Raw genomic sequence first — 20,869 nt, forward strand, 5'->3', positions numbered from 1 at the left:
GATCCGGGAATTTAGGGCCGGTTATGCCGAACTCGCCAAATACGGGCTCATCGATCGCCCTGGCTTCTTCGCCTGGCTGGAGGAAAACTGGGGCAAAGTGTTTGCCGGCGGCCCGGAGCGGGCCGAAGCCATCGCCGAAGCCTGCCGCGCCAAGGCCGATGTCGTCGCCCGCGACGAGTTCGAGACCGGCGACCGCGCGTTGCTCAATCTCGGCCACACGTTCGGTCACGCGCTGGAGGCCGCCACCCGCTATGACAGCGCCCGTCTCGTCCACGGTGAGGGGGTCGCCATCGGCATGGCGCTGGCTTGTCGCTTTTCGTCACGCCTCAATCTGGCAAGTCCCGACGATGCGGCGCGCGTCGAGACGCATCTTCGCGCCGTCGGCCTGCCTTGGCGCATGGCCGATATTCCGGGCGAATTGCCTGATGCCGAGGCGCTGCTTGCCTTCATCACCCAGGACAAGAAGGTGTCGCGCGGCGCGCTGACCTTCATCCTGACGCGCGGCATCGGCCAGGCGTTCATCGCCAGGGACGTGCCGGCATCGGAGGTGCTGTCGTTTCTAAGGGAGAACCATCCGGGTCAGCAAAGCCGCCCGGGTCAGCAAAGCCGCCCGGGTCAGCAGAAAAGCCGCCCGGGATGAACGAGACCGGCTGGATTGTCGCTGCTGTCCTAGCCGGGCTCGGCCTGCTGGCTTTCGCCTTTCGCGCGCGCCTGCTCGCCGCCTTCGGCTATGAACTGCAGCGCATCGAGCCGCAGCATTCGAACCATGATGAATCGCGCGGCGCCGTCGATGATGTTCGGCGCAACGGCCAGGCGATGCGCGAGGAGCGCGCCCGCATCGGCCGCCTGTCCGATCTCGACGAGCTCGAAGTGTCCGATGTCATGGTCCACCGCACCAACATGCGCTCGGTCAACGCCGACAATCCGCCGGAAGCGGTGGTGCGCGAGATCCTGCAGAGCCCGCATACCCGCATGCCCTTGTGGAAGGGCTCACTCGACAACATCGTCGGCGTGCTGCATGCCAAGGACCTGCTGCGCGCGCTGAACGATGTCGGCAACGACTTTTCCCAGATCGACGTGATGAAGATCGCGACAAAACCGTGGTTCGTGCCCGACACCACGACGCTGCAGGAACAGCTCAACGCCTTCCTGCGTCGCAAGGCGCATTTCGCCATCGTCGTCGACGAGTATGGCGAGGTCGAGGGGCTGGTGACGCTGGAGGATATCATCGAGGAGATCGTCGGCGAGATCGCCGACGAGCACGATATCGACATTCAGGGCGTCAAGCAGGAAGCCGACGGCTCCGTCGTCGTCGACGGCACCGTGCCGATCCGCGACCTGAACCGGGCGCTCGACTGGGACTTGCCGGACGAGGAAGCCACCACCATTGCCGGTCTCGTCATCCACGAGACGCAATTGATCCCGGACGAGAAGCAGGCTTTCACCTTTCACGGCAAGCGCTTCGTCGTCATGAAGCGCGACAAGAACCGGATCGCAAGGCTGAGGATCAGGCCGGCCGGCGACATTTAGCTTCTTGTCCCGGCTAACCAATCCTTGACTGGACGCTCGCCGCGCCGGCGTGCACTTTCGACTGGGCTGTCTGGAGATGACGGTGATCGATCGGCGAACCCTGCTTTTGATGTCAATGGCTTTGCTGCCTGCCAGCGCTTCAGCGTCATCGCGCCGGCGCTCGCCGTCTCCGCAAACGTTCGACTACGGACCGGCCAAGCTCGACATCTACTCGCGCGATGGCGCAACCGGCTTGCCTGTGGTCATTTTTATCCATGGCGGTGCCTGGCGGGCCGGCAACCGCACCAACGTCAACGTTAAGCCGGACTTCCTGCTCGACAATGGCTTCTGCTTCGTCTCCATCGACTATCGGATGCTGCCTAAGGCCGATGTCGCCACCCAGGCCGACGATGTCGAGCAGGCATATCGCTACGTGCGCGCCAACATCGCCAGACACGGCGGCGATCCGAACCGGATAGCGGTCATGGGCCATTCGGCCGGCTGCCATCTCGCTGCGTTGACCGGGCTGCGCGGCGGTCTGCCCGGCGTTGCGGCGCTGGTACTGAACGATACCAGAGCCTATGATTTGGAAGCACTTGCGAGGAGCGGCGGCATGACGCGGGCCTATGCCAGGGCCTTTCCCGATCCGGCGCAGTGGCGCGCGCTGTCGCCAGCCTTCCATGCCGGGAGCCGCAAGCATCCGCCGGCCTTCATCGCCTATTCGCGCGCATCGGGTCGTGCGGCAGCCTCACAGGCCTTCGCCGAGCGCCTGCGGGCAACCGGAACGGAAGTCATTTTGTTCGACGGCAGCGCCTATTCGCACATGTCGATCAATCGCGATTTCGGCGACGAGGGCGACGCCTTGACCCGTGCGGTGATGATTTTCCTGAAGGCAGCGCTCGGCTGATGCCTACCACCTGGTCTTTTCGTCCGGCGCGGCCGGCTCGATCGCCAGCGCATGAACACCGGCCCTCAGCTCGTCGGCCAGCAATTCGTTGACCGCGCGGTGGCGTTCGATGCGGCTCATGCCGGCAAAGGTCGAGGAGACGATGCGAACGCGGAAATGCGTCTCGCCTGTGCCGTCATAGGTGCCGTGATGGTCGGAGTCCTGATGGTGATGGCCGGCATGGAGATGGCTTTCATTGATGATGATCAGCCGCTCCGGCGAGAACGCCTTCTTCAACTTGCCTTCCATCGTTGACTGTATGGACATTCGTATTTCCCTTCACCACATATGGCTGGCGTATGACCCCCGAAAATCGGTGCTCTTTGCGCGTCCAGGAGGACGCGCTATGCCGCCGCCGCGACAAAATTCGCCGATCGCCCGCTTTATGCCGCGATTCAGCGGTTAGGGCGATCATCGCGAAAATGTCAATTCTTGTTTCGCAACGGCGAACAGCCCATAAATGGGTGAGATGAAAGCGTACCCCAAATATTTCGAGAAAATTCGCATCCGCCCGGAGAAGGATGCGGAGCTGAAGTCGCGCTCGCCGATTTGCCAGTGGGATGGTTGCAAGGAGGCCGGCACCCATCGCGCGCCGGTCGGACGCATGAAAGAGGGCGAATATTTTCAGTTCTGCTTCGATCATGTGCGTGAGTACAACAAGGGCTTCAATTATTTCTCCGGCGTCCCCGACACCGAGATCGCCCGCTTCCAGAAGGAAGCGATGACCGGCCACCGGCCGACATGGAAGATGGGCGTCAACGGCGCCTCGACGCGCTCCTCGCCGGATTTCGCCCAGCAGCGTTCCGGCCGCGCCGGCTACTACAACCGCATGCGCGATCCGTTCGACCTGTTCAAAGGTCCGAAGGATCCGCGCGAGGTGCGCGAGCGCAAGGCCAAGCCGCTTGAGGCCAAGGCGCTGGAAACGCTTGGCCTTGATACAAAGGCGACTGGCAAGGATATCAAGGCGCGCTATAAGGAACTGGTGAAACGCCACCATCCGGATGCGAATGGCGGCGACAGAGGTTCGGAAGACCGGTTCCGCGATGTGCTCCAGGCGTATCGCGTGCTCAAGCAGGCAGGATTGTGCTGAGCGACCTTACGGTTCGTGTCGTTTTCCAACTTTCATAAGGTTGGAAAAGGCTCTAAGACCGCCCCCGGACAAAATAGATTGCCGGCGAAATCAGGCGTTTCGCCCGTGGAGACGTTGATAGTGATGAACAAGGTCGATCGCGACATCGCCAACCTGCCCGACACCACGGTGTCGGTGAAGGAGAAATTTGGCTTCGAGTCCAAGATGGTGGTGCCGGCCTACTCGGTGACGAGCGAGCATGTGCCCGACATCGATCCGGACTATCTGTTCGACAAGAACACGACGATGGCGATCCTCGCCGGCTTCGCCTACAACCGCCGCGTCATGGTGTCGGGCTATCACGGCACCGGCAAATCGACGCATATCGAGCAGGTCGCCGCCCGTCTCAACTGGCCGTGCGTGCGCGTCAATCTCGACAGCCATGTCAGCCGTATCGATCTCGTCGGCAAGGATGCGATCGTCGTCAAGGACGGGCTGCAGATCACCGAGTTTCGCGACGGCATCCTGCCCTGGGCCTACCAGCACAATGTGGCGCTGTGCTTCGACGAGTATGATGCCGGCCGTCCGGACGTGATGTTCGTCATCCAGCGCGTGCTGGAATCGTCCGGCCGGCTGACGCTGCTCGACCAGAGCCGGGTTATCCGCCCGCATCCGGCGTTCCGGCTGTTTTCCACCGCCAACACGGTCGGCCTCGGCGATACCACCGGCCTTTATCACGGCACCCAGCAGATCAACCAGGCGCAGATGGACCGTTGGTCGATCGTCACCACGCTGAACTATCTGCCGCACGACAATGAGGTGAACATCGTGCTGGCCAAGGCCAAGCACTACCGCGACGGCAAGGGTAAGGAGATCGTCAACAAGATGGTGCGCGTCGCCGACATGACGCGTTCGGCCTTCATCAACGGCGATCTTTCGACTGTCATGAGCCCGCGCACGGTCATCACCTGGGCCGAGAATGCCGAGATATTCGGTGATATCGGCATGGCGTTCCGGCTGACCTTCCTCAACAAGTGCGACGAGCTGGAACGCTCGCTCGTGGCCGAGTTCTACCAGCGTGCCTTCGGCGAAGATCTGCCGGAATCGGCGGCCAATGTGGTGCTGGGCTAAACAGAGTTCTCGATGGCGGGTCCGGGCGACAACACGCGCAACAAGTCGAAGACGGGGTCTGAAGCCGACAGCTTCAAGCGTGCCGTCACCGTCTGCATGCGCGCGATTGCCGGCGACAAAGAACTCGAGGTCGGTTTCGCCAAGGACCGGCCGGCGCTCGCCGGCAGCCGCGCCCGTCTGCCTGAACTGCCGAAGAAGGCGTCGAAGGCCGATATCGCCATCACCCGCGGTCTCGGCGATTCCATGGCGCTGAAGCGCGCCTGCCACGACGCGCGCATCCACACCAGGCTGGCGCCGGAAGGCAAGCAGGCCCGCGCCATCTACGATGCGGTCGAGCAGGCCCGCGTCGAGGCGATCGGCTCCCGCGCCATGCAAGGTGTGGCCGACAATATCGGCTCGATGCTCGAGGACAAATACGCCAAAGCCAACCTCATCGACGTCAAGGACAAGGCGGATGCTCCGATCGAGGAGGCGTTGGCCCTGATGGTGCGCGAAAAGCTGACCGGCCGCACTGTCCCGAAGAGCGGCGAGCGGCTGGTCGACCTCTGGCGCCCGTGGGTCGAGGAGAAGGCCAGTGCCGATCTCGACGGGCTGTCGGCAAAGCTCGACGACCAGCAGGCCTTCGCCCGTGTCGTGCGCGAGATGCTGGCTTCCATGGAAATGGCCGAGGAGCTCGGCGACGACCAGGAGACCGAAGACTCCGAGGACAATGACGACAACCAGCCGCAAGGCGAGGAGCAGAGCGAGGAGGGCGGCGAGGACGATTCCGGCTCCGAGCAGTCGCAGTCCGACGACACCGAGGCGTCGTCCGACGACGAGCAGTCGGCCGAGACGGAGGCATCCGATGCCACCGCCGACGATCTGTCCGACGATGACGACGCCGATGCCGAGACGCCCGGCGAGGCGCGCCGCAACGACAATCCCTTCGCCAATCTGTCGAAGGAGATTGACTACAAGGTCTTCACCACCGCCTTCGACGAGACGGTGGGTGCGGAAGATTTGTGCGAGGAAGAGGAGCTGGATCGGCTGCGCGCCTTCCTCGACAAGCAGCTCGCCAACCTGTCGGGCGTTGTCGGCCGGCTGGCCAACCGGCTGCAGCGCCGCCTGATGGCGCAGCAGAACCGGTCCTGGGATTTCGATCTCGAAGAGGGTTATCTCGATCCGGCGCGGCTGGTACGCGTCGTCATCGATCCGATGCAGCCGCTGTCCTTCAAGCAGGAACGGGACACCAAATTCCGCGACACGGTGGTGACGCTGGTGCTCGACAATTCGGGCTCGATGCGCGGCCGGCCGATCACGGTCGCCGCCACCTGCGCCGACATTCTGGCGCGGACGCTGGAGCGCTGCGGCGTCTCGGTCGAGATCCTCGGCTTCACCACCCGCGCCTGGAAGGGCGGTCAGGCACGCGAGAAATGGCTGAAGGAAGGCAAGCCGCCGAATCCCGGGCGGCTCAACGATTTGCGCCACATCATCTACAAATCCGCCGACCATCCGTGGCGGCGGGCACGCCGCAATCTGGGCCTGATGATGCGCGAGGGCCTGCTTAAGGAAAACATCGACGGCGAGGCGTTGCTGTGGGCGCATAACCGCCTGATCGCCCGGCCTGAGCAGCGCAAGATCCTGATGATGATCTCGGACGGCGCGCCGGTTGACGATTCGACACTGTCGGTCAATCCGGGCAACTATCTCGAACGGCATCTGCGCGCCGTCATCGAACTGATCGAGACGCGCTCGCCGGTCGAGCTCTTGGCCATCGGCATCGGCCACGACGTCACCCGCTATTACAGGCGCGCCGTCACCATCGTCGACGCCGAGGAACTGGCCGGCGCCATGACCGAGCAGCTCGCTTCGCTGTTTGGCGAGGAAAGCGCGCGGGACACGCGACGCGGCGGCATGCGGCGTGCCGGATGATTTTTTTGCGGGGCGGCTTTCGGCAGACGCTTTTCGCCGCCACAGCGCTGTTCTTTGCCGGCATCGCCTTGTCGCCTTCCATCGCAGTCGGCCCTGTTTCGGTCGAGCCGATCGAAATCTCGGCACGGCCGATAACCCGGTTTCACATCGGCCGTGACGAAAAGCGGTTCGGTCCGCTCGAATTCGTCGGCGGGCTGGAAATGACTTCGCCGTCACGCGATTTCGGCGCGCTGTCGGCGTTTCGCTTCCTCAAGCCCGGCAGTGATTTCATCGGCGTCGCCGACACCGGTTTCTGGTTCTTCGGCACGGTCACTCATGATGCCGACAAGCGCCCGTCGGGCATCCAGAATTTCCGCATGCAGCAGATGATCGACGCATCAGGCCAGCCGATCGACGAGAAATGGGAGGTCGACGCCGAAGGCCTTGCGGTCAAGGACGGCATTGCCACGGTCGGCTTCGAGCGCAACCACCGTGTCGCCCAGTTCAAATTCGATCCGCACGATATGAAGGCGCCGTTGAAGCAACTGGACTTCCTGATTCCGGCCTGGGAGCTTCGTCGGAATCGCGGCTTTGAGACAGGCACCCATGCCAATCCTCACGGGCAGCACGAGGGCGGGCTGGTCGTGGTGTCGGAAAAGAGCCTCGACAAATCAGGCAACATCTATGCGGCTGTCATCGAAGGGCCGCACAAGGGCGTCTTCACCGTCAAGCGCAACGGTGAATTCGACATCACCGACGGTGCGTTCCTGCCGGACGGCGACCTTCTGCTTTTGGAGCGCAGCTTCTCGATGGCCGGCGGCGTCAAGATGCGGCTGAGGCGCATCTATGGTGAAAGCGTCGAGAAGGGCGCCGTCGCCGACGGGCCGGTGCTGATGGAAGCCGACATGGCCTACCAGATCGACAATATGGAAGGGCTCGACGTCTGGACCCGCGACGATGGCGCGCTGATGGTGTCGCTGATCTCGGACGACAACCACTCGATGCTGCAACGCAACCTCTACCTGGAATTCGTCCTGCACGAGGATTGAGAGGCGGTCGGCGAGGGATGGCCGATAAGCCGAAAAGAAGTCTAAAGCTTCGCGCTGGCTGCCGCAGGCCGGAGTCCGTTGATCGCGACCCAGACGACGTGGCGCGCGCCACGCTTGCCGTTGGCGCGGACCTTGACTTCCTCGACCGCGAAGCCTGCCTGCTTGAGCCTGCGGGTAAAACCGCTGTCGGGTCCCTGCGACCAGACCGCCAGCACGCCGCCGGGCTTGAGCGCTGCTCTCGCGCTGTTCAACCCGGCTAGACTGTAAAGAGCATCGTTGGCCTTGTGGACGATTCCTTCCGGCCCGTTGTCGACGTCGAGCAGAATGGCATCCCAGGCAGAGGCTTCCGATCGCATGAGCTGCCCGACATCCGCTTCGCGAACAATCACACGCGGATCGTCGAGACAGCCGCCGAACACCGAGGCCATCGGGCCGCGCGCCCACGCCACGACGGCGGGCACCAACTCGGCAACAACGATACCGGCATCGGCGCCAAGCTCGGCAAGGGCAGCGCGCAGCGTGAAGCCCATGCCCAGCCCGCCGATCAGGATTTTCGGCTGGCTACGGCCGGCAATCCTTTGGCAAGTCAGGCTGGCCAGCGCTTCCTCGGAGCCGCTGAGGCGGCTGTTCATCAGCTCGTTCGAGCCAAGCATGATCGAGAACTCGGCGCCGCGCCGTTTCAGGCGAAGCTCCTGGCCGCCGTCAGGCGTTTTTGCAGTGTCGAGCTGGACCCATGGGATCACTGCCTATGCCGCCAGTGCCGGCTGGCTCCAGCGGGCGGCAAGCAGCCGATAGGGGATCAGCGCCACCACGGCGATGATCAGCTTCACGCCGAGGTCGCCGAGCGCCCATGACACCCAGCGCATGGTCTCGACCGGCAGCACGCCCATCAGCGGCGCGGTTTCGAGCGCAAAGCCATCGTTCGGGCCAGCGAAGGCGAAGGCCGCCGAAAAGGCGACGGTGAAGAACACGGCGGTGTCGAACACCGAGCCGACCAGCGTGCCGACGATCGGCGCGCGCCACCAGCTCTGCCGGCGCAGCCGGTTGAATACGGTCACGTCGAGCAATTGCGCGATCAGGAACGCGGCGCCGGAAGCCGCCGCAATGCGCACCAGCCGGTCGGCGGCCGTCTCGAATTCGATCAGACCGTGGTGGAACAGCAAGGGCGGGATGAGGATCGAGCAGATCACCGCCGCCATGAAGCCGACAAAGACGATCCGGCGCGCCACGGCCGGGCCGTAGCGGCGATTGGCAAGGTCGGTGACCAGGAACGAGAAGGGGTAGGTGAAGGCGCCCCAGGTCAGAATGTCGGCCAGCGACAGGCCGCCGATCGCACCTTGCACCGGGAACTGCACGAGGATGTTCGACGCCACGACGACAAGCGCCATGGCCGCAACAAAGGGTAGATATCGGGAGAAGAAACTCATTTTTTTATCCTGGGTAATGGAACCAGCGGGGTGTCATGCCGAGTTCGGACGACACTCCTTGGAAGGCAGCCGCTTGAAAAATTAAGCGGCCGGCTGTTCGGCCAGCTTCTTGGCGATCTGCTTCTTCAGCAGGCGGGCGCGCTGCGACAACTCCTTGGCGTCGGCCTTGGCCAGGAACGCATCAAGGCCGCCGCGATGCTCGACCGAACGCAGCGCGTTGGCGGAAATGCGCAGGCGCACATTCTGGTTCAGCGCTTCCGAGATCAGCGTCACATTGACGAGATTCGGCAGGAAGCGACGCTTGGTCTTATTGTTGGCGTGGCTCACATTGTTGCCGGACATGACTGCCTTGGCAGTGAGTTCGCAGGTGCGGGACATGGTTCTAAACCTTCAGTTCTCGGTCTGGCCAAACCTTTGAGCCCGCGCCGGGTGGCGCGCGGTTTCGGTCAGGCGGCCTTATGGAAAAGTTGGCGTTCCTTAGTTGCATTTCGCCGATGCGTCAAGCTCCGGCTTGCGCATGGTGTGACGGCGCCTTTCACATAAAGGCCGGAATTCAGCCTATAAGCGGTCGCACAGGGACATGCCAGGCCGGAGTTGCCATCTCCGGTCAAAAATCGAGGACCGATCCCGCCATGCTTCGTTCGTCTCATGCTCTCCTTGCCTCGCTTGCCGTGGCGCTGCCGACGGCAACGTCTGCCGCCACGCCGCAATCCTTCAAGGGCGAGTATACGGTGTCGATCCTCGGCCTCTCTGTGGCGAAGGCAACCTTTTCCAGCAGTTACCAAGGCGACACCTATTCGATCGATGGCAGCGTCTCCAGCGCCGGCCTCGCCACAATGTTCGACGACACGCGTGGCACGATCTCATCAAAGGGCAAGATTTTGGGCAAGCGATTGCAGCCGCAGGCGTTCCGCGCCGACTACAAGTCGGGCGAGAAGGCGTCGATGATCGATATCCAGTTCGCCAATGGCACTGTTACCGCGACAAAGGTCGTGCCGGCGCCGAAGAAGCGCAATCCGAAGAATTGGATACCGCTGGGCGCCGGCGATCTCGCGTCGGTGCTCGATCCGATGGCCGCCACCGTGATCCATGCCGATAGTCTCGACGAGGTCTGCGGGCGCACGGTGAAACTCTACGACGGCGAGATGCGCGCCAATCTGACGCTGACCTACGATTCGAAGGGCTCGACCTCGGTGCGCGGCTACAAGGGCGATACCGTCACTTGCAGGATGGGTTTTGAGCCGGTGGCGGGTTATCGCAAGAACCGCAAGGCATTGAATTACTTGAAGAAGCGCAGCCGCATCATGGTGACGTTTGCGCCGCTTGGCCAAACCGGCGTATATGCGCCGATCCACGCCACGGTCACGACGAAAATCGGCACTCTCACCGTCAGCGCGGAGCGGTTCGAAGCAACAGAATAGGCGCGATCGCGCGCCGCCGGAGACGGACATGGGGCGCGCAACACTGATCGGCTTCTCGGCGGTCGCCATGTGGGCGCTGCTGGCGCTGCTTACGGACGCTTCCGGCGCGGTGCCGCCGTTCCTGCTCTCGGCGATCACCTTCACGATCGGCACCGGCGTCGGGCTCGTCGCGCGGCTGTTCATGCCGGCCGCCGACAGGAGCGAGAAGATACCGCGCCGAGTGTGGATGATCGGCATTGCCGGCCTGTTCGGCTATCATTTCTTCTACTTCACCGCGCTGCGCAACGCGCCGGCGGTGGAGGCGAGCCTCATCGCCTATCTATGGCCGCTGCTGATTGTGCTCGGGTCGGCGCTGATGCCGGGCGAGCGGCTGGCCTGGAACCATGTCGTCGGCGCGCTGCTCGGCCTTGCCGGCACTTTCCTGATCGTCACCAAGGGCGGCGGGCTTGCCTTCGACGCACATTATGCCTTCGGCTATGCGATGGCCGGCATCTGCGCCGTGCTGTGGTCGTCCTATTCGCTGTTGTCGCGGCGCTTCCCGTCGGTGCCTACAAGCATCGTCACCTGGTTCTGTGCGGCTACGGCCGCGCTTTCGCTTATCTGCCATCTCATGCTGGAAGAGACGGTGCTGCCCGTCGGCGCCGGCCAGTGGCTGGCCGTGCTCGGCCTCGGGCTGATGCCGGTGGGCGCGGCCTTCTACGCCTGGGATATCGGCGTCAAGCGCGGCAACATCCAGGTGCTGGGCGCGGCGAGCTATGCCGCGCCGCTGCTGTCGACGCTGGTGCTGATATCAGCCGGTTTCGCCGAGCCGTCCTTGCGCATCCTCGCTGCCTGCGTGCTGATCACCGGCGGGGCAGCCCTTGCGGCGAAATCGCTGTTCTTACGCAAGCAGACAACGAGCGAGGCCGGGGCGTGATGCCGTTTCCCGGCGGCATCGACGCCAACGCCAATGCGACGCTGCTGTTTTCGCTGGTGGCGGCCGTGATCTACGCCTTCACCATCGACATGTCACCAACGCTGGCGCGCTCGGCGGCAAAGACGCTGGCCGTGGCGATGCTTGCCGTGCTGGCATCGCTGCAGGGCGGTCCCTGGCTGCTCGTCGCGGCGCTGGCGCTCAGCGCCACCGGCGATGCATTCCTGTCGCGCGACGCTGAAAAGGCTTTTCTCGGCGGGTTGGCCAGTTTTCTCGTTGCGCATGGGCTTTACATCGCGCTGTTCCTGCGTTCCGGCGGTGGGATCGGCCTGCTCTCGGCCGAGCCGTGGCGTGCGGCGATTGCCGTGGCAATGATCGTCTTCGCGCTCGCCATGCTTTTTGCGCTCTGGCGCCGCGTCGGTCCCGCCTTGCGCCTTCCCGTCAGCGTCTATATCGCGGCAATCCTTGCTATGGGGATTTCAGCACTCACCCTGAGCAATGTCTGGGTTATCGGCGGCGCCGTGCTGTTCATGGCGTCCGACGGGCTGCTCGCCTCGGAAAAGTTCCTGCTGTCCGCCATCTCGCCGCACCGCGCCTGGATGCGCTACGCGGTCTGGGCGCTATATTACGCCGCCCAACTGGGGATCACGATGGGTTTCCTGCTGGGTTAGGACTCCAGCCTGGTGCGGCCAGCTCGAAGGCCGCGAAATCGAAGCCCGGCGCCACGGTGCAGCCGACCAGCGTCCATTCGCCCAGGCTATGTGCCGACTGCCACCAGCCTGCCGGCACGACGATCTGCGGCCGCTCGCCCGCCGCCAGTGCCGTGCCGAGCACCTGCTCGACCACCGGGCCGTCTTCCTCATGCATCGACAGCGCCAGCGCGGCGCCGGCATAGAAGTGCCAGACCTCGGCCGCATCCTTGACGCGGTGCCAGGCCGACAGTTGCTCTTGCTCCAGCAGGAAATAAATCGCGGTCGAATGGCCGCGCGCACCCTCCACGCCATCGCGGAAGGTCTCGGCATACCAGCCGCCTTCCGGATGCGGTTTCAGGCCGAGCGTTGCGATGATTTCGGCGGAGGTGGTCACGGTTTCCAGACCATCAATGGCGCTCAGAAATTATCCTTGCGCTTGCGTATCTCGGCGAACACTTCGACGTCGGATGCTTTCTCCATGCCGAGATGCTTGCGGATTGCCGGATCATGCCAGCGCAGGAACGGATTGGTCGACAGTTCCTCGCCGATCGTGGTTGGCAGCGTCGGCTTGCCATCGGCGCGCAGCGCCTCGATTTTCGCGGCGCGTTCCTTCAGTGCCGAATTGGTCGGGTCGACGGTCAGCGCGAAGCGGGCGTTGGAAAGCGTGTATTCATGGCCGCAATAGACGACCGTCTCGGCCGGAAGTGCCGCGAGCTTCTTCAACGAATCGTACATCACCGGCGGCTTGCATTCGAACAGTCGGCCGCAGCCGAGCGCGAACAGCGTGTCGGCGGTGAACGCCACTTTCGACGCCGGCAGATGATAGGAGACATGGCCCGCCGTGTGGCCGGGCGTGGCGATCACGTCGATCCTCTCCTCGCCGAGGTGGATGACCGAGCCTTGCTCCACGGTTTCGTCGATGCCGGGGATCTTGGCCTTTTCCGCCTCCGGCCCGACGATGCGCAGCTTGAAACGTTCCTTCAGCGCCAGATTGGCTTCGACATGGTCGACATGGTGATGGGTGGTCAGGATCATCGTCGGCGTCCAGCCGGTACGCTCGATCGCAGCCAGGATCGGCGCCTCCTCCGGCGCGTCGATAATCGCGGTCTGGCCGCTTTTGGGGTCGTGCACCAGCACACCGAAATTGTCGCTGCGGCACATGAACTGTTCGATTTCGACCGGCATCGCATCTCTCCTTTATCGCCGCAGACATAGGGCGCTTGCCCGCGGATGTCATCCGCCTTTGTTGAACTTGGACTGCATCGAAGATACCGTCCCGCGCATGCATTCCGATATCGTCGATCTCCGCTCTTTCTATTCGACCACGCTCGGGCAATTGGCCGAACGCTCGATCACCATGGCGTTGTCTTCGATATGGGCTGTAGTGCCCAATGAGCGGCTGGTTGGCCTTGGCTACACCTTGCCGTGGCTGGAGCGATTCGGCACCGATGCGGAGCGTGTCTTTGCCTTCATGCCGGCGACGCAAGGCGCGGTGGTCTGGCCGGCCACGGGGCCGACCGCGACTGCGCTGGTCTTCGATGAGGAATTGCCGCTGGTCGATGCTTCCATCGACCGCATGCTGCTCGTCCATTCACTCGAACATGCCGAGAACCCGCGCGAGACGCTGAACGAAATCTGGCGGGTGCTGTCGCCCGCCGGCCGCGTCGTCATCGTCGTGCCAAACCGGCGCGGTGTCTGGGCCCGTTTCGAGCATACGCCGTTCGGCAGCGGCCGGCCTTTCTCGCGCGGCCAGCTCACCGAATTGCTGCGCGAAGCAAACTTCACGCCCGCCGCCTGGTCCGATGCGCTGTTTTTCCCACCATCGCGGCGACGCTTCATGATGCAGCTCCACAACGTGCTGGAACGCGCCGGCCGCAGGCTCTGGCCGATCTTTTCCGGCGTCATCGTGGTCGAGGCGCAGAAGCGGCTCTATCAGGGCGTGCCAGTCGTCCAGCGCGCCTCTCGCCGCGTCTTCGTGCCGGTTTTCTCCCCGCACGGCGCCACAAGGCTCGGCCGGTTAGCGCGGGCCGGGACCATAACATTGCCAGTCCGTCGATGACATTTTCGTGATCGGAATCGCGCTTTTTCTCACCTATCTGTCGAGGACGGGCTCGCTACCCGATAGAGTCGACTTGTTCGCCGGTTTCAGCACCGCTTTTCGAATTCAAGGACTTCATCAATGGCTGATCATCCGGATGTCGAGGCCAGGGCCAAGCCGGTTGCCGCGTCGATCGAGGCCAGCAGCCTGCGCGACCAACTGGCGACAATCAAGCTGGCGCTGGGTACCTCGCCGATCCGCAAGCAACTGCACTGGTCCTGCATCGGCATAGTCGCCGTCATTGTGGCAACCTCGATCGGGCAGGTCCTGCTCAATCGTTGGAACGAGCCCTTCTACGACGCGCTGGCGCGGCGCGACATGCAGGGTTTCCTACACCAGCTTATGATCTTTGCCGCCATCGCCGGCGGGCTTGTGGTGCTCAATGTCGGCCAGACCTGGCTCGACCAGATGATCCGGCTGAAGCTGCGTGAGGCGTTGACCCTCGACCTGATCGGCGAATGGATGCGGCCGGCGCGCGCCTTCCGGCTCGCCAACGCCGGTGCCATCGGCGTCAACCCCGACCAGCGCCTGCAGCAGGATGCCGGGCATCTCTCCGATCTTTCTACCGGTCTCGGCATCGGGCTATTGCAGTCGTTCATTCTGCTTGTTTCCTTCGTCGGCGTCTTATGGTCGCTGTCTTCGGGCTTCGTTTTCCATATCGGCGGCTATTCGCTGGCCATTCCGGGCTACATGGTGTGGGCCGCGATCCTCTATGCCGGCACCGCCTCCTGGCTGAGCTGGCTGGTCGGACGGCCGCTCATCCGCTTCAACAGCGACCGCTATACGCGTGAAGCGGAGCTGCGCTCCTCGGTGGTCCGCGTCAACGAGAATGTCGATGCCATAGAGCTAGCGCACGGCGAGGCCGACGCGAGACGACGGCTGGAGTTCGACCTCGGCACGGTGCTGGGCGCGATGCGGCGCATCTACAGCGCCCAGATCAATCTTTCCTGGGTGACCGACACCTATGGCTGGATCACTGTCGTCGCGCCGATCCTCGTCGCCTCGCCGGTCTATTTCGCCGGCGATATCAGCTTCGGCGGGCTGATGATGGCTGTCGGCGCCTTCAACCAGGTGCATTCCTCGTTGCGCTGGTTCATCAACAATATCGGCGGCATCGCCGATTGGCGCGCCACGCTGATGCGCGTCGCCGATTTCCGCATCGCGCTTGTTGAAACGGATGTGCTGCACGACACCGAAGAACGCATCACGATCGGCGAAAACCCGAATGGCAGGCTGACATTCGAGAACCTTGAGATTGCGTCGCGGGATGGATGCACGAAGCTCGCCGGGGCCCATGTCGAAATCCGCGCCGGCGAGCGCGTCATGATCACCGGAGATCCGCGCGCCGGCAAGACGCTGTTCTTTCGCGCGATTGCCGGTCTGTGGCCGTGGGGAAGCGGACGGATCGGCATGCCGGCCGGAGATGTGCCCGCCTTCGTTCCCCGCAAGCCCTATTTCCCGCTCGGCACACTGCGCGAGGTGCTCGACCACGCTAATGCCGCGGCCAGCGATGCCGAGATATCGGCGGTGCTCGCCGACGTCGGCCTCGAGCGTCTGTCCTCCTCGCTCGACCGCTCCGCGCGCTGGGAGCGTGAATTGAGCGATGACGAGCAGCGCCTGCTCGCCTTTGCCCGGCTGGTCCTGCGGCAGCCGAAATGGGTGATCATCGACGAGGCTTTGGACACGTTCGACGGCGCGACGCTGAGGCGGGTGCTGTCGATGCTGGAGGCCCGTCTTGCCGACGCCGCGATCCTCAATATCGGCCGTGGCCAACATAACAGTGAATTCTTTCCGCGCTCTTTGGCGATCGTGAGAGATGTCGGCCGACCAGCCCTCAAGCCAGCCCGTGTCAGGGCCGGCGCGATCGAGCCTCCCCCGGCCGTCGCCGCAGCCTACCAAGAGACATAGCCGGCCATACCCAGCCAAGCTTTATTTCGCCGTGATCGCAGCGAAAGATTGCCGGTATCGCTCGGAGGTCTGCGGCGTTGAACTCATGCTTGACGCGCTTAAAGCGCGTCCCGTTGAAGAGATTCATGCGACACGCTTTAAGTCTTTGTTTCTATGCATGTCGTTACCCCAGAACCGCTGCGCACTTTTGGGCGACATGCATTAGCCTGCTTGCCTGCCTTGCCTGGGCTCAGGCAGCACCACTGGCCGCGCCTGCCGATACCATTGCCGTGGACGTCGAACTGGTGCTGGCGGTCGACATTTCGCACTCGATGGACGAAAGGGAATTCGCCCTGCAGCGCGCCGGCTATGTCGAGGCGCTGCGCCATCCCGACTTCATCAAGGCGGTACGCTCGGGTGTGAAGGGCCGCATCGCGCTCGCCTATTTCGAATGGGCAGGCACCGTCCGCGACGATGCGCTCATTGCCTGGCAGGTCATCGACAACGCCGAGAGCGCCAGCGCTTTTGCCGACAAGATCGAGGCCCGCCCGTTCAGGAGCTTTCGCGGCACCTCGATTTCCGGTGCGCTCGCCTTTGGCGCGAAGCTTCTCGGTGGAACCGCTTTCGACGCGACACGCAGGGTGATCGACATTTCAGGCGATGGCCCCAACAACATCGGCATGCCCGTCACCACGACACGCGACGCCGCGGTGGCAAACGGCATCGTCATCAACGGCCTGCCGATCCTGATCAGCCCATCGCCCAGCTTCAGCCATCTCGACCAATACTATGCCGAGTGCGTTACCGGCGGGCCTGGCTCTTTCGTGCTGCCGGTCTACGCCGCTTCCGAATTCGTGACCGCCATACGCCGCAAGCTGGTCCTAGAGGTAAGCGGTGTTGCCGACCCTTGGGCCGACTCTGGGGCTGATCCCAAGGCCGATCACGGGACGATCCGGATCGACGCGGCAGCACCGGTCGACTGTTTGCAAGGCGAGCGCGGCCGGCGGTTTTTCTCCGATCCGTATTTTCCGGAACTTGACCGATGAGCCTCTGGTTGGCTCAGGCTGGCCGTGCGCCATATTTGGTGCGGAACTCATCGTAGAGATCACGACGCCAGCGCCGGCCGCCGACATAGCCGCGCAACAGTTGCGGCAGCGAGTAGCCGAGCGCTTTCGACGACCGGTTGGCCAGATAACCGGCAAATGCCTGCGAAATCCTGCCCTTAATCGTATCGGCGATGATTTGCCGTGCGATCATGTAAGGCGGAATGTCGGGGTAACGGTCGATGATGTAGGGGTGTTTGCAGATCAGGTTTGCGTAGGCTTCGACATAGCCGTCGCGTTGTCGCGAAATCGAATTCTCCGAATTGTACTTTTTCCAGTCGACCTCTTCGGACAGTTGCGCGCCACTGCGCCCGGCGAAGCGCAACAGCAACTCGCGATCCTGCATCCGTGCGATGTCGCTGTCATAGCCGCCGATCGCCAGCAAGGCCTCTCGCCGGGCGGTAATCGCCGATCCGGCTATGAAGATCGTCTGCGCGACCAACGCCCTTTCCAGCGTGTTCCGTGTCAGGAACGCGCCGCGGTTGATGCATTTGCTGCTGCGGTCGCCCTTCAGGGACACGAACGAACTGATGAGCACTTCAAGCGTCGGATTCTCCTCGAACCACGCCAGTGTCCGCTCCAGCCGGTTCGGCAAGTAGACGTCGTCGGAATCCAGGAATGTCACCACAGGCGCCCGCGCCCGTTCGATGCCGGCATTGCGGGCGGCGTTGGCGCCTCGCCATTTCGCGCCGACATAAATAAGGCGAGGGTCGCGGATGGCAGCCAGCGCCGCTTCCGTGCCATCGGTCGAGCCGTCGTCGACGACAATGTGCTCGAAGCGGGTAAGGTTCTGCGCAAGCACGCTCTCCACGGCGCGCAAGACCGTGCTGCGCCGGTTGTGGGTCGGCGTGATCACCGTGATGAGTGGAGCAGGGTCCATCTCGGGCATGTCGCGTCAGCTACGCCCCGCGTTCCACAGCCATCGAATAGACCGGATGTTCGTTTCCATGCCCGCCCCCAGGATTGAGTTCGATTCGACGCTACAAAAAAGAAGCGATCATGTCATCACAAAGTATTGCGGCGGAACTCGTCGGGCATTGGCGAATTCTTGATGCCACGCTAGAGCCGCTTGGTGGCCGCTTCCTAACCCATTCAAAGAAACGACCGAAACCACGAACGCAGCAGCACCTAACTATGTCCGACATAATCAGGCACGACTTCGATTTCGTCGCCAACGAGACCCGCAGCGAAACTGAGTTGGCCCCAAAACGCCAAGCTGTAGAATGCCAGACCGACAATCAAGGAAAATGGAATTTGCCAAAGCGGCATGCCTGTCTGGCGGGCATGGCCAGTTACGCGTCGCATTGTGCGCCACGACATGGTGAACCATCGGCTGAACGATTTCACAATCCGCTGCGTGCGGCTGGGCGACTTCAGCTCCACAAACTTCCGGTCGGCATCGCGGCCTGTTACCAACGCGCGCCAGAAAAAGAACCGCCAACCACGTGGCGAGTAATGATAGACGCGTGCGTTGACGTTCAGAATTTTGTGGCCTTCACGTCGAAGCTCATGCGTCAGCAGAGTGCAAGAAACCTTGAATCCATTGTGTTTCGCAAAGGGATGGCTGACAATCCAGTCGCGCCGAAAGGCACTGTTATTGGCGTTGATCGCTCGCTTGTTAGCAAATCGTGCATCTGCCTCAGGCATAGGGAAAAACCAAAGCAGCGCGAACGTCCTGGAAAAGAAATCATCGTACGAAAGATATGTATATCCGTTCACGCAAATAATTTCAGGATCTTGAAACGGGTCAAGCAGAGTTGGGAGCCAGCCCGATTCTGCCACGGTATCCGAGTCGACGAAGATGACGATATCTCCATTGGTTGACAGGATGCCGTTGTTCTTGAGGTCGTAATATCGACCGCCTGGGCAAGCGGTGAAGATCAGGTCGGCAACCCGTTCCAACTGCGGCGCTTCAATTGTGATACTGCTACGCAGCGAGGCGGCGTCCTCATCTCGCCCGCCGTGGGAGATGACAACCTGCGGTCTTGCAAGACCAGCTGAGGAAACCACGGCGATTTCTCGAGCCAAGGCAGTCAACCCAACGCCGATCTCGTCCCAGTCGATCGACTTGGCGTTATCCATTTCCACAACGAGGGAATAAGTTGGCTGTTCTTCAACCATCTTTACACCGCAAAATTTATCAGAGGTCACTTTGTTCGACGCGGCTCGCGACGATACCGGTTCAGGTTAGTTATACATAGCAACGCCTGCTGATCAAGAAACACTGCAATCCTTGGAGCGAGCTACCGTTTCAGCAGGAACACCGCTTGCTGGCCGAAGAAATTCCAGAACCAGCACGGCATCGACAGACCGATTTTCTGGCCATTGGCGTCGAGCGCGGTTATCTTTTCCACCGTCGCGCCGAGCTCGTCGCAGAGGTTGACGAAGTCGCTTCGTCGCCTGCAGCAATTCGAGCAGTAGGTCATCACCGGAGCCGACGTCCAGCACCCGTGCCTGCGCCGGGATGAGGTCGGCGACGACTTCGAGGTCGACGCGCTGGGCGTGATTGACACTCATGATCGTGCCTTTGGCTAGCGCATGATGCCGGTCCGAAAAGTCTGCAACTTTTCGGAGTCACGCGCGAATGCCTGGCGCATGATGCCGGTCCGGAAAGCCTACAATCTTCAGGGGTCATGCGCTGAGTTGGTCCTGTATGCATTCTTATAACTTCAGAGGTAATCGACCACCGTAGGGCGCATAGGCAATTGTCGTTCGTGAAGCCGCCTATTGTTGGCTTCGATCAGCAAGGATCTCAGCCATGACCGCTTACGCCGTTGCCCATATGCGCCAAGTCACGTTAGGGCCGCAGATTGTCGAATATTTGCAGAAAATCGATGCAACGCTGGAGCCGTTTAGCGGGCGCTATATTGTGCATGGCAGCGAGGTGGAAGTGGTTGAAAACACCTGGCCGGGGCACCTCGTAATCATCGAATTTCCGGACATGCAGCATGCGCGCGGATGGTACCAGTCGCCCGCCTATCAGGAGATATTGCCCCTGCGCACCGAGAATTCCCAGTCCGATGTGGTCCTGGTCGACGGCGTCCAGCACCCGCACAAGGCCACCGACGTGCTCGGATAGGATGAAATGCGGCCGTCATCGTCTCAGCAAGAATACCGCTTGCTGGCCAAAGAAATTCCAGAACCACCACGGCATCGACAGACCGATTTTCTGGCCATTGGCGTCGAGCGCGGTTGCCTTTTCCACCGTTGCGCCGAGCTCATCGCAGAGATTGACGAAGTCGCGGATGGTGCAGAAATGGATGTTGGGCGTGTCGTACCAGGAATAGGGCAGGTCCTTGGTCACCGGCATCCGCCCGTCGAGGAACAGCGAAAGGCGCACCCGCCAGTGGCCGAAATTGGGGAAGGAGACGATGGCGTGCTTGCCGATCCTGAGCAATTCGTCGAGCACCAGCTTCGGGTTGCGGGTGGCCTGCAAGGTCTGCGACAGGACGACGAAATCAAAACCCTTGTCGGGATAGAATTTGAGGTCCTTGTCGGCGTCGCCCTGGATGACGGACAGGCCGCGCGCCACGCATTCGTTGACGCCGCGTTGCGACAGTTCCATCCCGCGGCCGTCGACCTGCTTCGTCGCCTGCAGCAATTCGAGCAGCAGACCATCACCGGAGCCGACGTCTAGCACCCGCGCCTGCGCCGGGATGAGACCGGCGACGACTTCGAGGTCGACGCGCTGGGCGTGGTTGACACTCATGATCGTGCCTTTTGGTTAGCGCATG

The 20,869-nt window shown here is 62.4% G+C and carries 23 protein-coding genes and 2 pseudogenes; 14 read left to right on the forward strand and 11 right to left on the reverse strand.

Annotated elements, in window-relative coordinates; genetic code table 11:
• From EOB36_RS17865 to EOB36_RS17875, 3 genes and pseudogenes are all read left to right on the forward strand, one after another.
• Positions 1 to 640 (forward strand): annotated as a pseudogene (locus tag EOB36_RS17865) (3-dehydroquinate synthase); the annotation flags it as partial.
• Positions 637 to 1,530 carry a transporter associated domain-containing protein gene (locus EOB36_RS17870; RefSeq protein WP_128285365.1) on the forward strand — a complete coding sequence of 298 codons (894 nt, stop codon included), beginning with the start codon at positions 637 to 639 and terminating at the stop codon, positions 1,528 to 1,530. The pseudogene EOB36_RS17865 and the gene EOB36_RS17870, both read left to right, overlap by 4 nt.
• Positions 1,531 to 1,612: 82 nt before the next feature.
• Positions 1,613 to 2,416, forward strand: a complete 804-nt coding sequence (locus EOB36_RS17875; RefSeq protein WP_128285366.1) for an alpha/beta hydrolase — start codon at positions 1,613 to 1,615, stop codon at positions 2,414 to 2,416.
• A gap of 3 nt (positions 2,417 to 2,419) precedes the next feature.
• Here EOB36_RS17875 and EOB36_RS17880 read toward each other — a convergent pair whose 3' ends face one another.
• The gene (locus EOB36_RS17880; RefSeq protein WP_128285367.1) at positions 2,420 to 2,722 is read right to left on the reverse strand and encodes a BolA family protein; all 303 of its coding nucleotides are present in this window, start codon (positions 2,720 to 2,722) and stop codon (positions 2,420 to 2,422) included.
• 193 nt (positions 2,723 to 2,915) lie between these two features.
• On the opposite strand from EOB36_RS17880, the gene EOB36_RS17885 reads away from it, so the two are divergent.
• The 4 genes from EOB36_RS17885 to EOB36_RS17900 all read left to right on the forward strand — a co-directional run bounded on the left by EOB36_RS17885 (position 2,916) and on the right by EOB36_RS17900 (position 7,594).
• Positions 2,916 to 3,545 (forward strand): J domain-containing protein, encoded by a 630-nt coding sequence (locus tag EOB36_RS17885; RefSeq protein ID WP_128242939.1) that lies wholly within the window; start codon positions 2,916 to 2,918, stop codon positions 3,543 to 3,545.
• A gap of 123 nt (positions 3,546 to 3,668) precedes the next feature.
• Positions 3,669 to 4,655: a cobaltochelatase subunit CobS gene (cobS, locus tag EOB36_RS17890; protein ID WP_095485930.1), complete on the forward strand. Its 987-nt coding sequence runs from the start codon at positions 3,669 to 3,671 to the stop codon at positions 4,653 to 4,655.
• Between the two features lie 12 nt (positions 4,656 to 4,667).
• Positions 4,668 to 6,566 (forward strand): cobaltochelatase subunit CobT, encoded by a 1,899-nt coding sequence (gene cobT / locus EOB36_RS17895; RefSeq protein WP_128285368.1) that lies wholly within the window; start codon positions 4,668 to 4,670, stop codon positions 6,564 to 6,566.
• A complete protein-coding gene (locus EOB36_RS17900) occupies positions 6,563 to 7,594 on the forward strand; it encodes an esterase-like activity of phytase family protein (protein ID WP_095485932.1) in 1,032 nt (343 codons plus the stop codon). Before cobT ends, EOB36_RS17900 begins: the two co-directional genes overlap by 4 nt.
• Positions 7,595 to 7,635: 41 nt before the next feature.
• Here the strand turns inward: EOB36_RS17900 and EOB36_RS17905 are convergent, their stop codons facing one another.
• The 3 genes from EOB36_RS17905 to rpmB form a co-directional block, all read right to left on the reverse strand.
• Positions 7,636 to 8,337: a hypothetical protein gene (locus EOB36_RS17905; protein WP_126104719.1), complete on the reverse strand. Its 702-nt coding sequence runs from the start codon at positions 8,335 to 8,337 to the stop codon at positions 7,636 to 7,638.
• Positions 8,338 to 8,340: 3 nt separating this feature from the next.
• A complete protein-coding gene (locus tag EOB36_RS17910; RefSeq protein WP_095485934.1) occupies positions 8,341 to 9,021 on the reverse strand; it encodes a queuosine precursor transporter in 681 nt (226 codons plus the stop codon).
• Positions 9,022 to 9,102: 81 nt separating this feature from the next.
• Positions 9,103 to 9,399 (reverse strand): 50S ribosomal protein L28, encoded by a 297-nt coding sequence (gene rpmB, locus EOB36_RS17915; RefSeq protein WP_006328411.1) that lies wholly within the window; start codon positions 9,397 to 9,399, stop codon positions 9,103 to 9,105.
• Positions 9,400 to 9,653: 254 nt separating this feature from the next.
• Between rpmB and EOB36_RS17920 the strand changes: the two genes are divergently transcribed.
• From EOB36_RS17920 to EOB36_RS17930, 3 genes are read left to right on the forward strand one after another with little or no spacing between them, the layout of a single operon-like run.
• Positions 9,654 to 10,442, forward strand: coding sequence for a DUF3108 domain-containing protein (locus EOB36_RS17920; protein WP_126104720.1), 789 nt, complete (start codon positions 9,654 to 9,656; stop codon positions 10,440 to 10,442).
• A 28-nt stretch (positions 10,443 to 10,470) separates the two neighbouring features.
• On the forward strand, positions 10,471 to 11,358 hold the full coding sequence (locus EOB36_RS17925; protein WP_126104721.1) for an EamA family transporter: 888 nt from the start codon (positions 10,471 to 10,473) through the stop codon (positions 11,356 to 11,358).
• Positions 11,358 to 12,026 (forward strand): lysoplasmalogenase family protein, encoded by a 669-nt coding sequence (locus EOB36_RS17930; RefSeq protein ID WP_126107332.1) that lies wholly within the window; start codon positions 11,358 to 11,360, stop codon positions 12,024 to 12,026. Before EOB36_RS17925 ends, EOB36_RS17930 begins: the two co-directional genes overlap by 1 nt.
• On the opposite strand, the gene EOB36_RS17935 is transcribed toward EOB36_RS17930, so the two are convergent.
• Together EOB36_RS17935 and gloB are read right to left on the reverse strand one after the other, a co-directional pair.
• Positions 12,001 to 12,441: a cupin domain-containing protein gene (locus tag EOB36_RS17935; RefSeq protein ID WP_128285369.1), complete on the reverse strand. Its 441-nt coding sequence runs from the start codon at positions 12,439 to 12,441 to the stop codon at positions 12,001 to 12,003. The genes EOB36_RS17930 and EOB36_RS17935 overlap by 26 nt on opposite strands.
• Before the next feature lie 23 nt (positions 12,442 to 12,464).
• Positions 12,465 to 13,232: a hydroxyacylglutathione hydrolase gene (gene gloB / locus EOB36_RS17940; protein ID WP_095485941.1), complete on the reverse strand. Its 768-nt coding sequence runs from the start codon at positions 13,230 to 13,232 to the stop codon at positions 12,465 to 12,467.
• 97 nt (positions 13,233 to 13,329) lie between these two features.
• Between gloB and EOB36_RS17945 the strand changes: the two genes are divergently transcribed.
• The 3 genes from EOB36_RS17945 to EOB36_RS17955 all read left to right on the forward strand — a co-directional run bounded on the left by EOB36_RS17945 (position 13,330) and on the right by EOB36_RS17955 (position 17,078).
• Complete coding sequence (locus EOB36_RS17945) at positions 13,330 to 14,106, forward strand: methyltransferase domain-containing protein (protein WP_126104723.1); 777 nt, start codon at positions 13,330 to 13,332, stop codon at positions 14,104 to 14,106.
• Between the two features lie 120 nt (positions 14,107 to 14,226).
• Entirely contained in the window at positions 14,227 to 16,053 is a 1,827-nt protein-coding gene (locus EOB36_RS17950) for an ABC transporter ATP-binding protein/permease (protein WP_128285370.1), read from the forward strand.
• A 200-nt stretch (positions 16,054 to 16,253) separates the two neighbouring features.
• The gene (locus EOB36_RS17955; RefSeq protein ID WP_281035493.1) at positions 16,254 to 17,078 is read left to right on the forward strand and encodes a DUF1194 domain-containing protein; all 825 of its coding nucleotides are present in this window, start codon (positions 16,254 to 16,256) and stop codon (positions 17,076 to 17,078) included.
• A 13-nt stretch (positions 17,079 to 17,091) separates the two neighbouring features.
• Here the strand turns inward: EOB36_RS17955 and EOB36_RS17960 are convergent, their stop codons facing one another.
• From EOB36_RS17960 to EOB36_RS35980, 4 genes and pseudogenes are all read right to left on the reverse strand, one after another.
• A complete protein-coding gene (locus tag EOB36_RS17960; protein WP_095485944.1) occupies positions 17,092 to 18,024 on the reverse strand; it encodes a glycosyltransferase family 2 protein in 933 nt (310 codons plus the stop codon).
• A 239-nt stretch (positions 18,025 to 18,263) separates the two neighbouring features.
• Positions 18,264 to 19,256: a glycosyltransferase gene (locus EOB36_RS17965; protein WP_126104725.1), complete on the reverse strand. Its 993-nt coding sequence runs from the start codon at positions 19,254 to 19,256 to the stop codon at positions 18,264 to 18,266.
• A 122-nt stretch (positions 19,257 to 19,378) separates the two neighbouring features.
• Complete coding sequence (locus EOB36_RS17970) at positions 19,379 to 19,561, reverse strand: methionine biosynthesis protein MetW (protein ID WP_245467828.1); 183 nt, start codon at positions 19,559 to 19,561, stop codon at positions 19,379 to 19,381.
• A gap of 11 nt (positions 19,562 to 19,572) precedes the next feature.
• Positions 19,573 to 19,652, reverse strand: a pseudogene (locus tag EOB36_RS35980) (methionine biosynthesis protein MetW); the annotation flags it as partial.
• A gap of 241 nt (positions 19,653 to 19,893) precedes the next feature.
• Between EOB36_RS35980 and EOB36_RS17975 the strand changes: the two are divergent.
• Complete coding sequence (locus EOB36_RS17975; RefSeq protein ID WP_128285372.1) at positions 19,894 to 20,214, forward strand: DUF1330 domain-containing protein; 321 nt, start codon at positions 19,894 to 19,896, stop codon at positions 20,212 to 20,214.
• A 15-nt stretch (positions 20,215 to 20,229) separates the two neighbouring features.
• Here the strand turns inward: EOB36_RS17975 and metW are convergent, their stop codons facing one another.
• Positions 20,230 to 20,844: a methionine biosynthesis protein MetW gene (metW, locus tag EOB36_RS17980; RefSeq protein WP_095485947.1), complete on the reverse strand. Its 615-nt coding sequence runs from the start codon at positions 20,842 to 20,844 to the stop codon at positions 20,230 to 20,232.
• Positions 20,845 to 20,869 lie beyond the last annotated feature (25 nt).

The sequence above is a fragment of the Mesorhizobium sp. M6A.T.Cr.TU.017.01.1.1 genome, assembly GCF_004023115.1.
Lineage (GTDB): Bacteria > Pseudomonadota > Alphaproteobacteria > Rhizobiales > Rhizobiaceae > Mesorhizobium > Mesorhizobium mediterraneum.

What these genes read in the sequence shown, in the direction of transcription:
- EOB36_RS17870 (WP_128285365.1), top strand. Translation starts at nt 637, where the DNA reads ATGAACGAGACCGGCTGGATTGTCGCTGCTGTCCTAGCCGGGCTCGGC.
- EOB36_RS17880 (WP_128285367.1), bottom strand. Translation starts at nt 2,722, where the DNA reads ATGTCCATACAGTCAACGATGGAAGGCAAGTTGAAGAAGGCGTTCTCG.
- EOB36_RS17885 (WP_128242939.1), top strand. Translation starts at nt 2,916, where the DNA reads ATGGGTGAGATGAAAGCGTACCCCAAATATTTCGAGAAAATTCGCATC.
- cobS (WP_095485930.1), top strand. Translation starts at nt 3,669, where the DNA reads ATGAACAAGGTCGATCGCGACATCGCCAACCTGCCCGACACCACGGTG.
- cobT (WP_128285368.1), top strand. Translation starts at nt 4,668, where the DNA reads ATGGCGGGTCCGGGCGACAACACGCGCAACAAGTCGAAGACGGGGTCT.
- EOB36_RS17900 (WP_095485932.1), top strand. Translation starts at nt 6,563, where the DNA reads ATGATTTTTTTGCGGGGCGGCTTTCGGCAGACGCTTTTCGCCGCCACA.
- EOB36_RS17910 (WP_095485934.1), bottom strand. Translation starts at nt 9,021, where the DNA reads ATGAGTTTCTTCTCCCGATATCTACCCTTTGTTGCGGCCATGGCGCTT.
- rpmB (WP_006328411.1), bottom strand. Translation starts at nt 9,399, where the DNA reads ATGTCCCGCACCTGCGAACTCACTGCCAAGGCAGTCATGTCCGGCAAC.
- EOB36_RS17920 (WP_126104720.1), top strand. Translation starts at nt 9,654, where the DNA reads ATGCTTCGTTCGTCTCATGCTCTCCTTGCCTCGCTTGCCGTGGCGCTG.
- EOB36_RS17925 (WP_126104721.1), top strand. Translation starts at nt 10,471, where the DNA reads ATGGGGCGCGCAACACTGATCGGCTTCTCGGCGGTCGCCATGTGGGCG.
- EOB36_RS17930 (WP_126107332.1), top strand. Translation starts at nt 11,358, where the DNA reads ATGCCGTTTCCCGGCGGCATCGACGCCAACGCCAATGCGACGCTGCTG.
- gloB (WP_095485941.1), bottom strand. Translation starts at nt 13,232, where the DNA reads ATGCCGGTCGAAATCGAACAGTTCATGTGCCGCAGCGACAATTTCGGT.
- EOB36_RS17945 (WP_126104723.1), top strand. Translation starts at nt 13,330, where the DNA reads ATGCATTCCGATATCGTCGATCTCCGCTCTTTCTATTCGACCACGCTC.
- EOB36_RS17950 (WP_128285370.1), top strand. Translation starts at nt 14,227, where the DNA reads ATGGCTGATCATCCGGATGTCGAGGCCAGGGCCAAGCCGGTTGCCGCG.
- EOB36_RS17960 (WP_095485944.1), bottom strand. Translation starts at nt 18,024, where the DNA reads ATGCCCGAGATGGACCCTGCTCCACTCATCACGGTGATCACGCCGACC.
- EOB36_RS17965 (WP_126104725.1), bottom strand. Translation starts at nt 19,256, where the DNA reads ATGGTTGAAGAACAGCCAACTTATTCCCTCGTTGTGGAAATGGATAAC.
- EOB36_RS17970 (WP_245467828.1), bottom strand. Translation starts at nt 19,561, where the DNA reads ATGACCTACTGCTCGAATTGCTGCAGGCGACGAAGCGACTTCGTCAAC.
- EOB36_RS17975 (WP_128285372.1), top strand. Translation starts at nt 19,894, where the DNA reads ATGACCGCTTACGCCGTTGCCCATATGCGCCAAGTCACGTTAGGGCCG.
- metW (WP_095485947.1), bottom strand. Translation starts at nt 20,844, where the DNA reads ATGAGTGTCAACCACGCCCAGCGCGTCGACCTCGAAGTCGTCGCCGGT.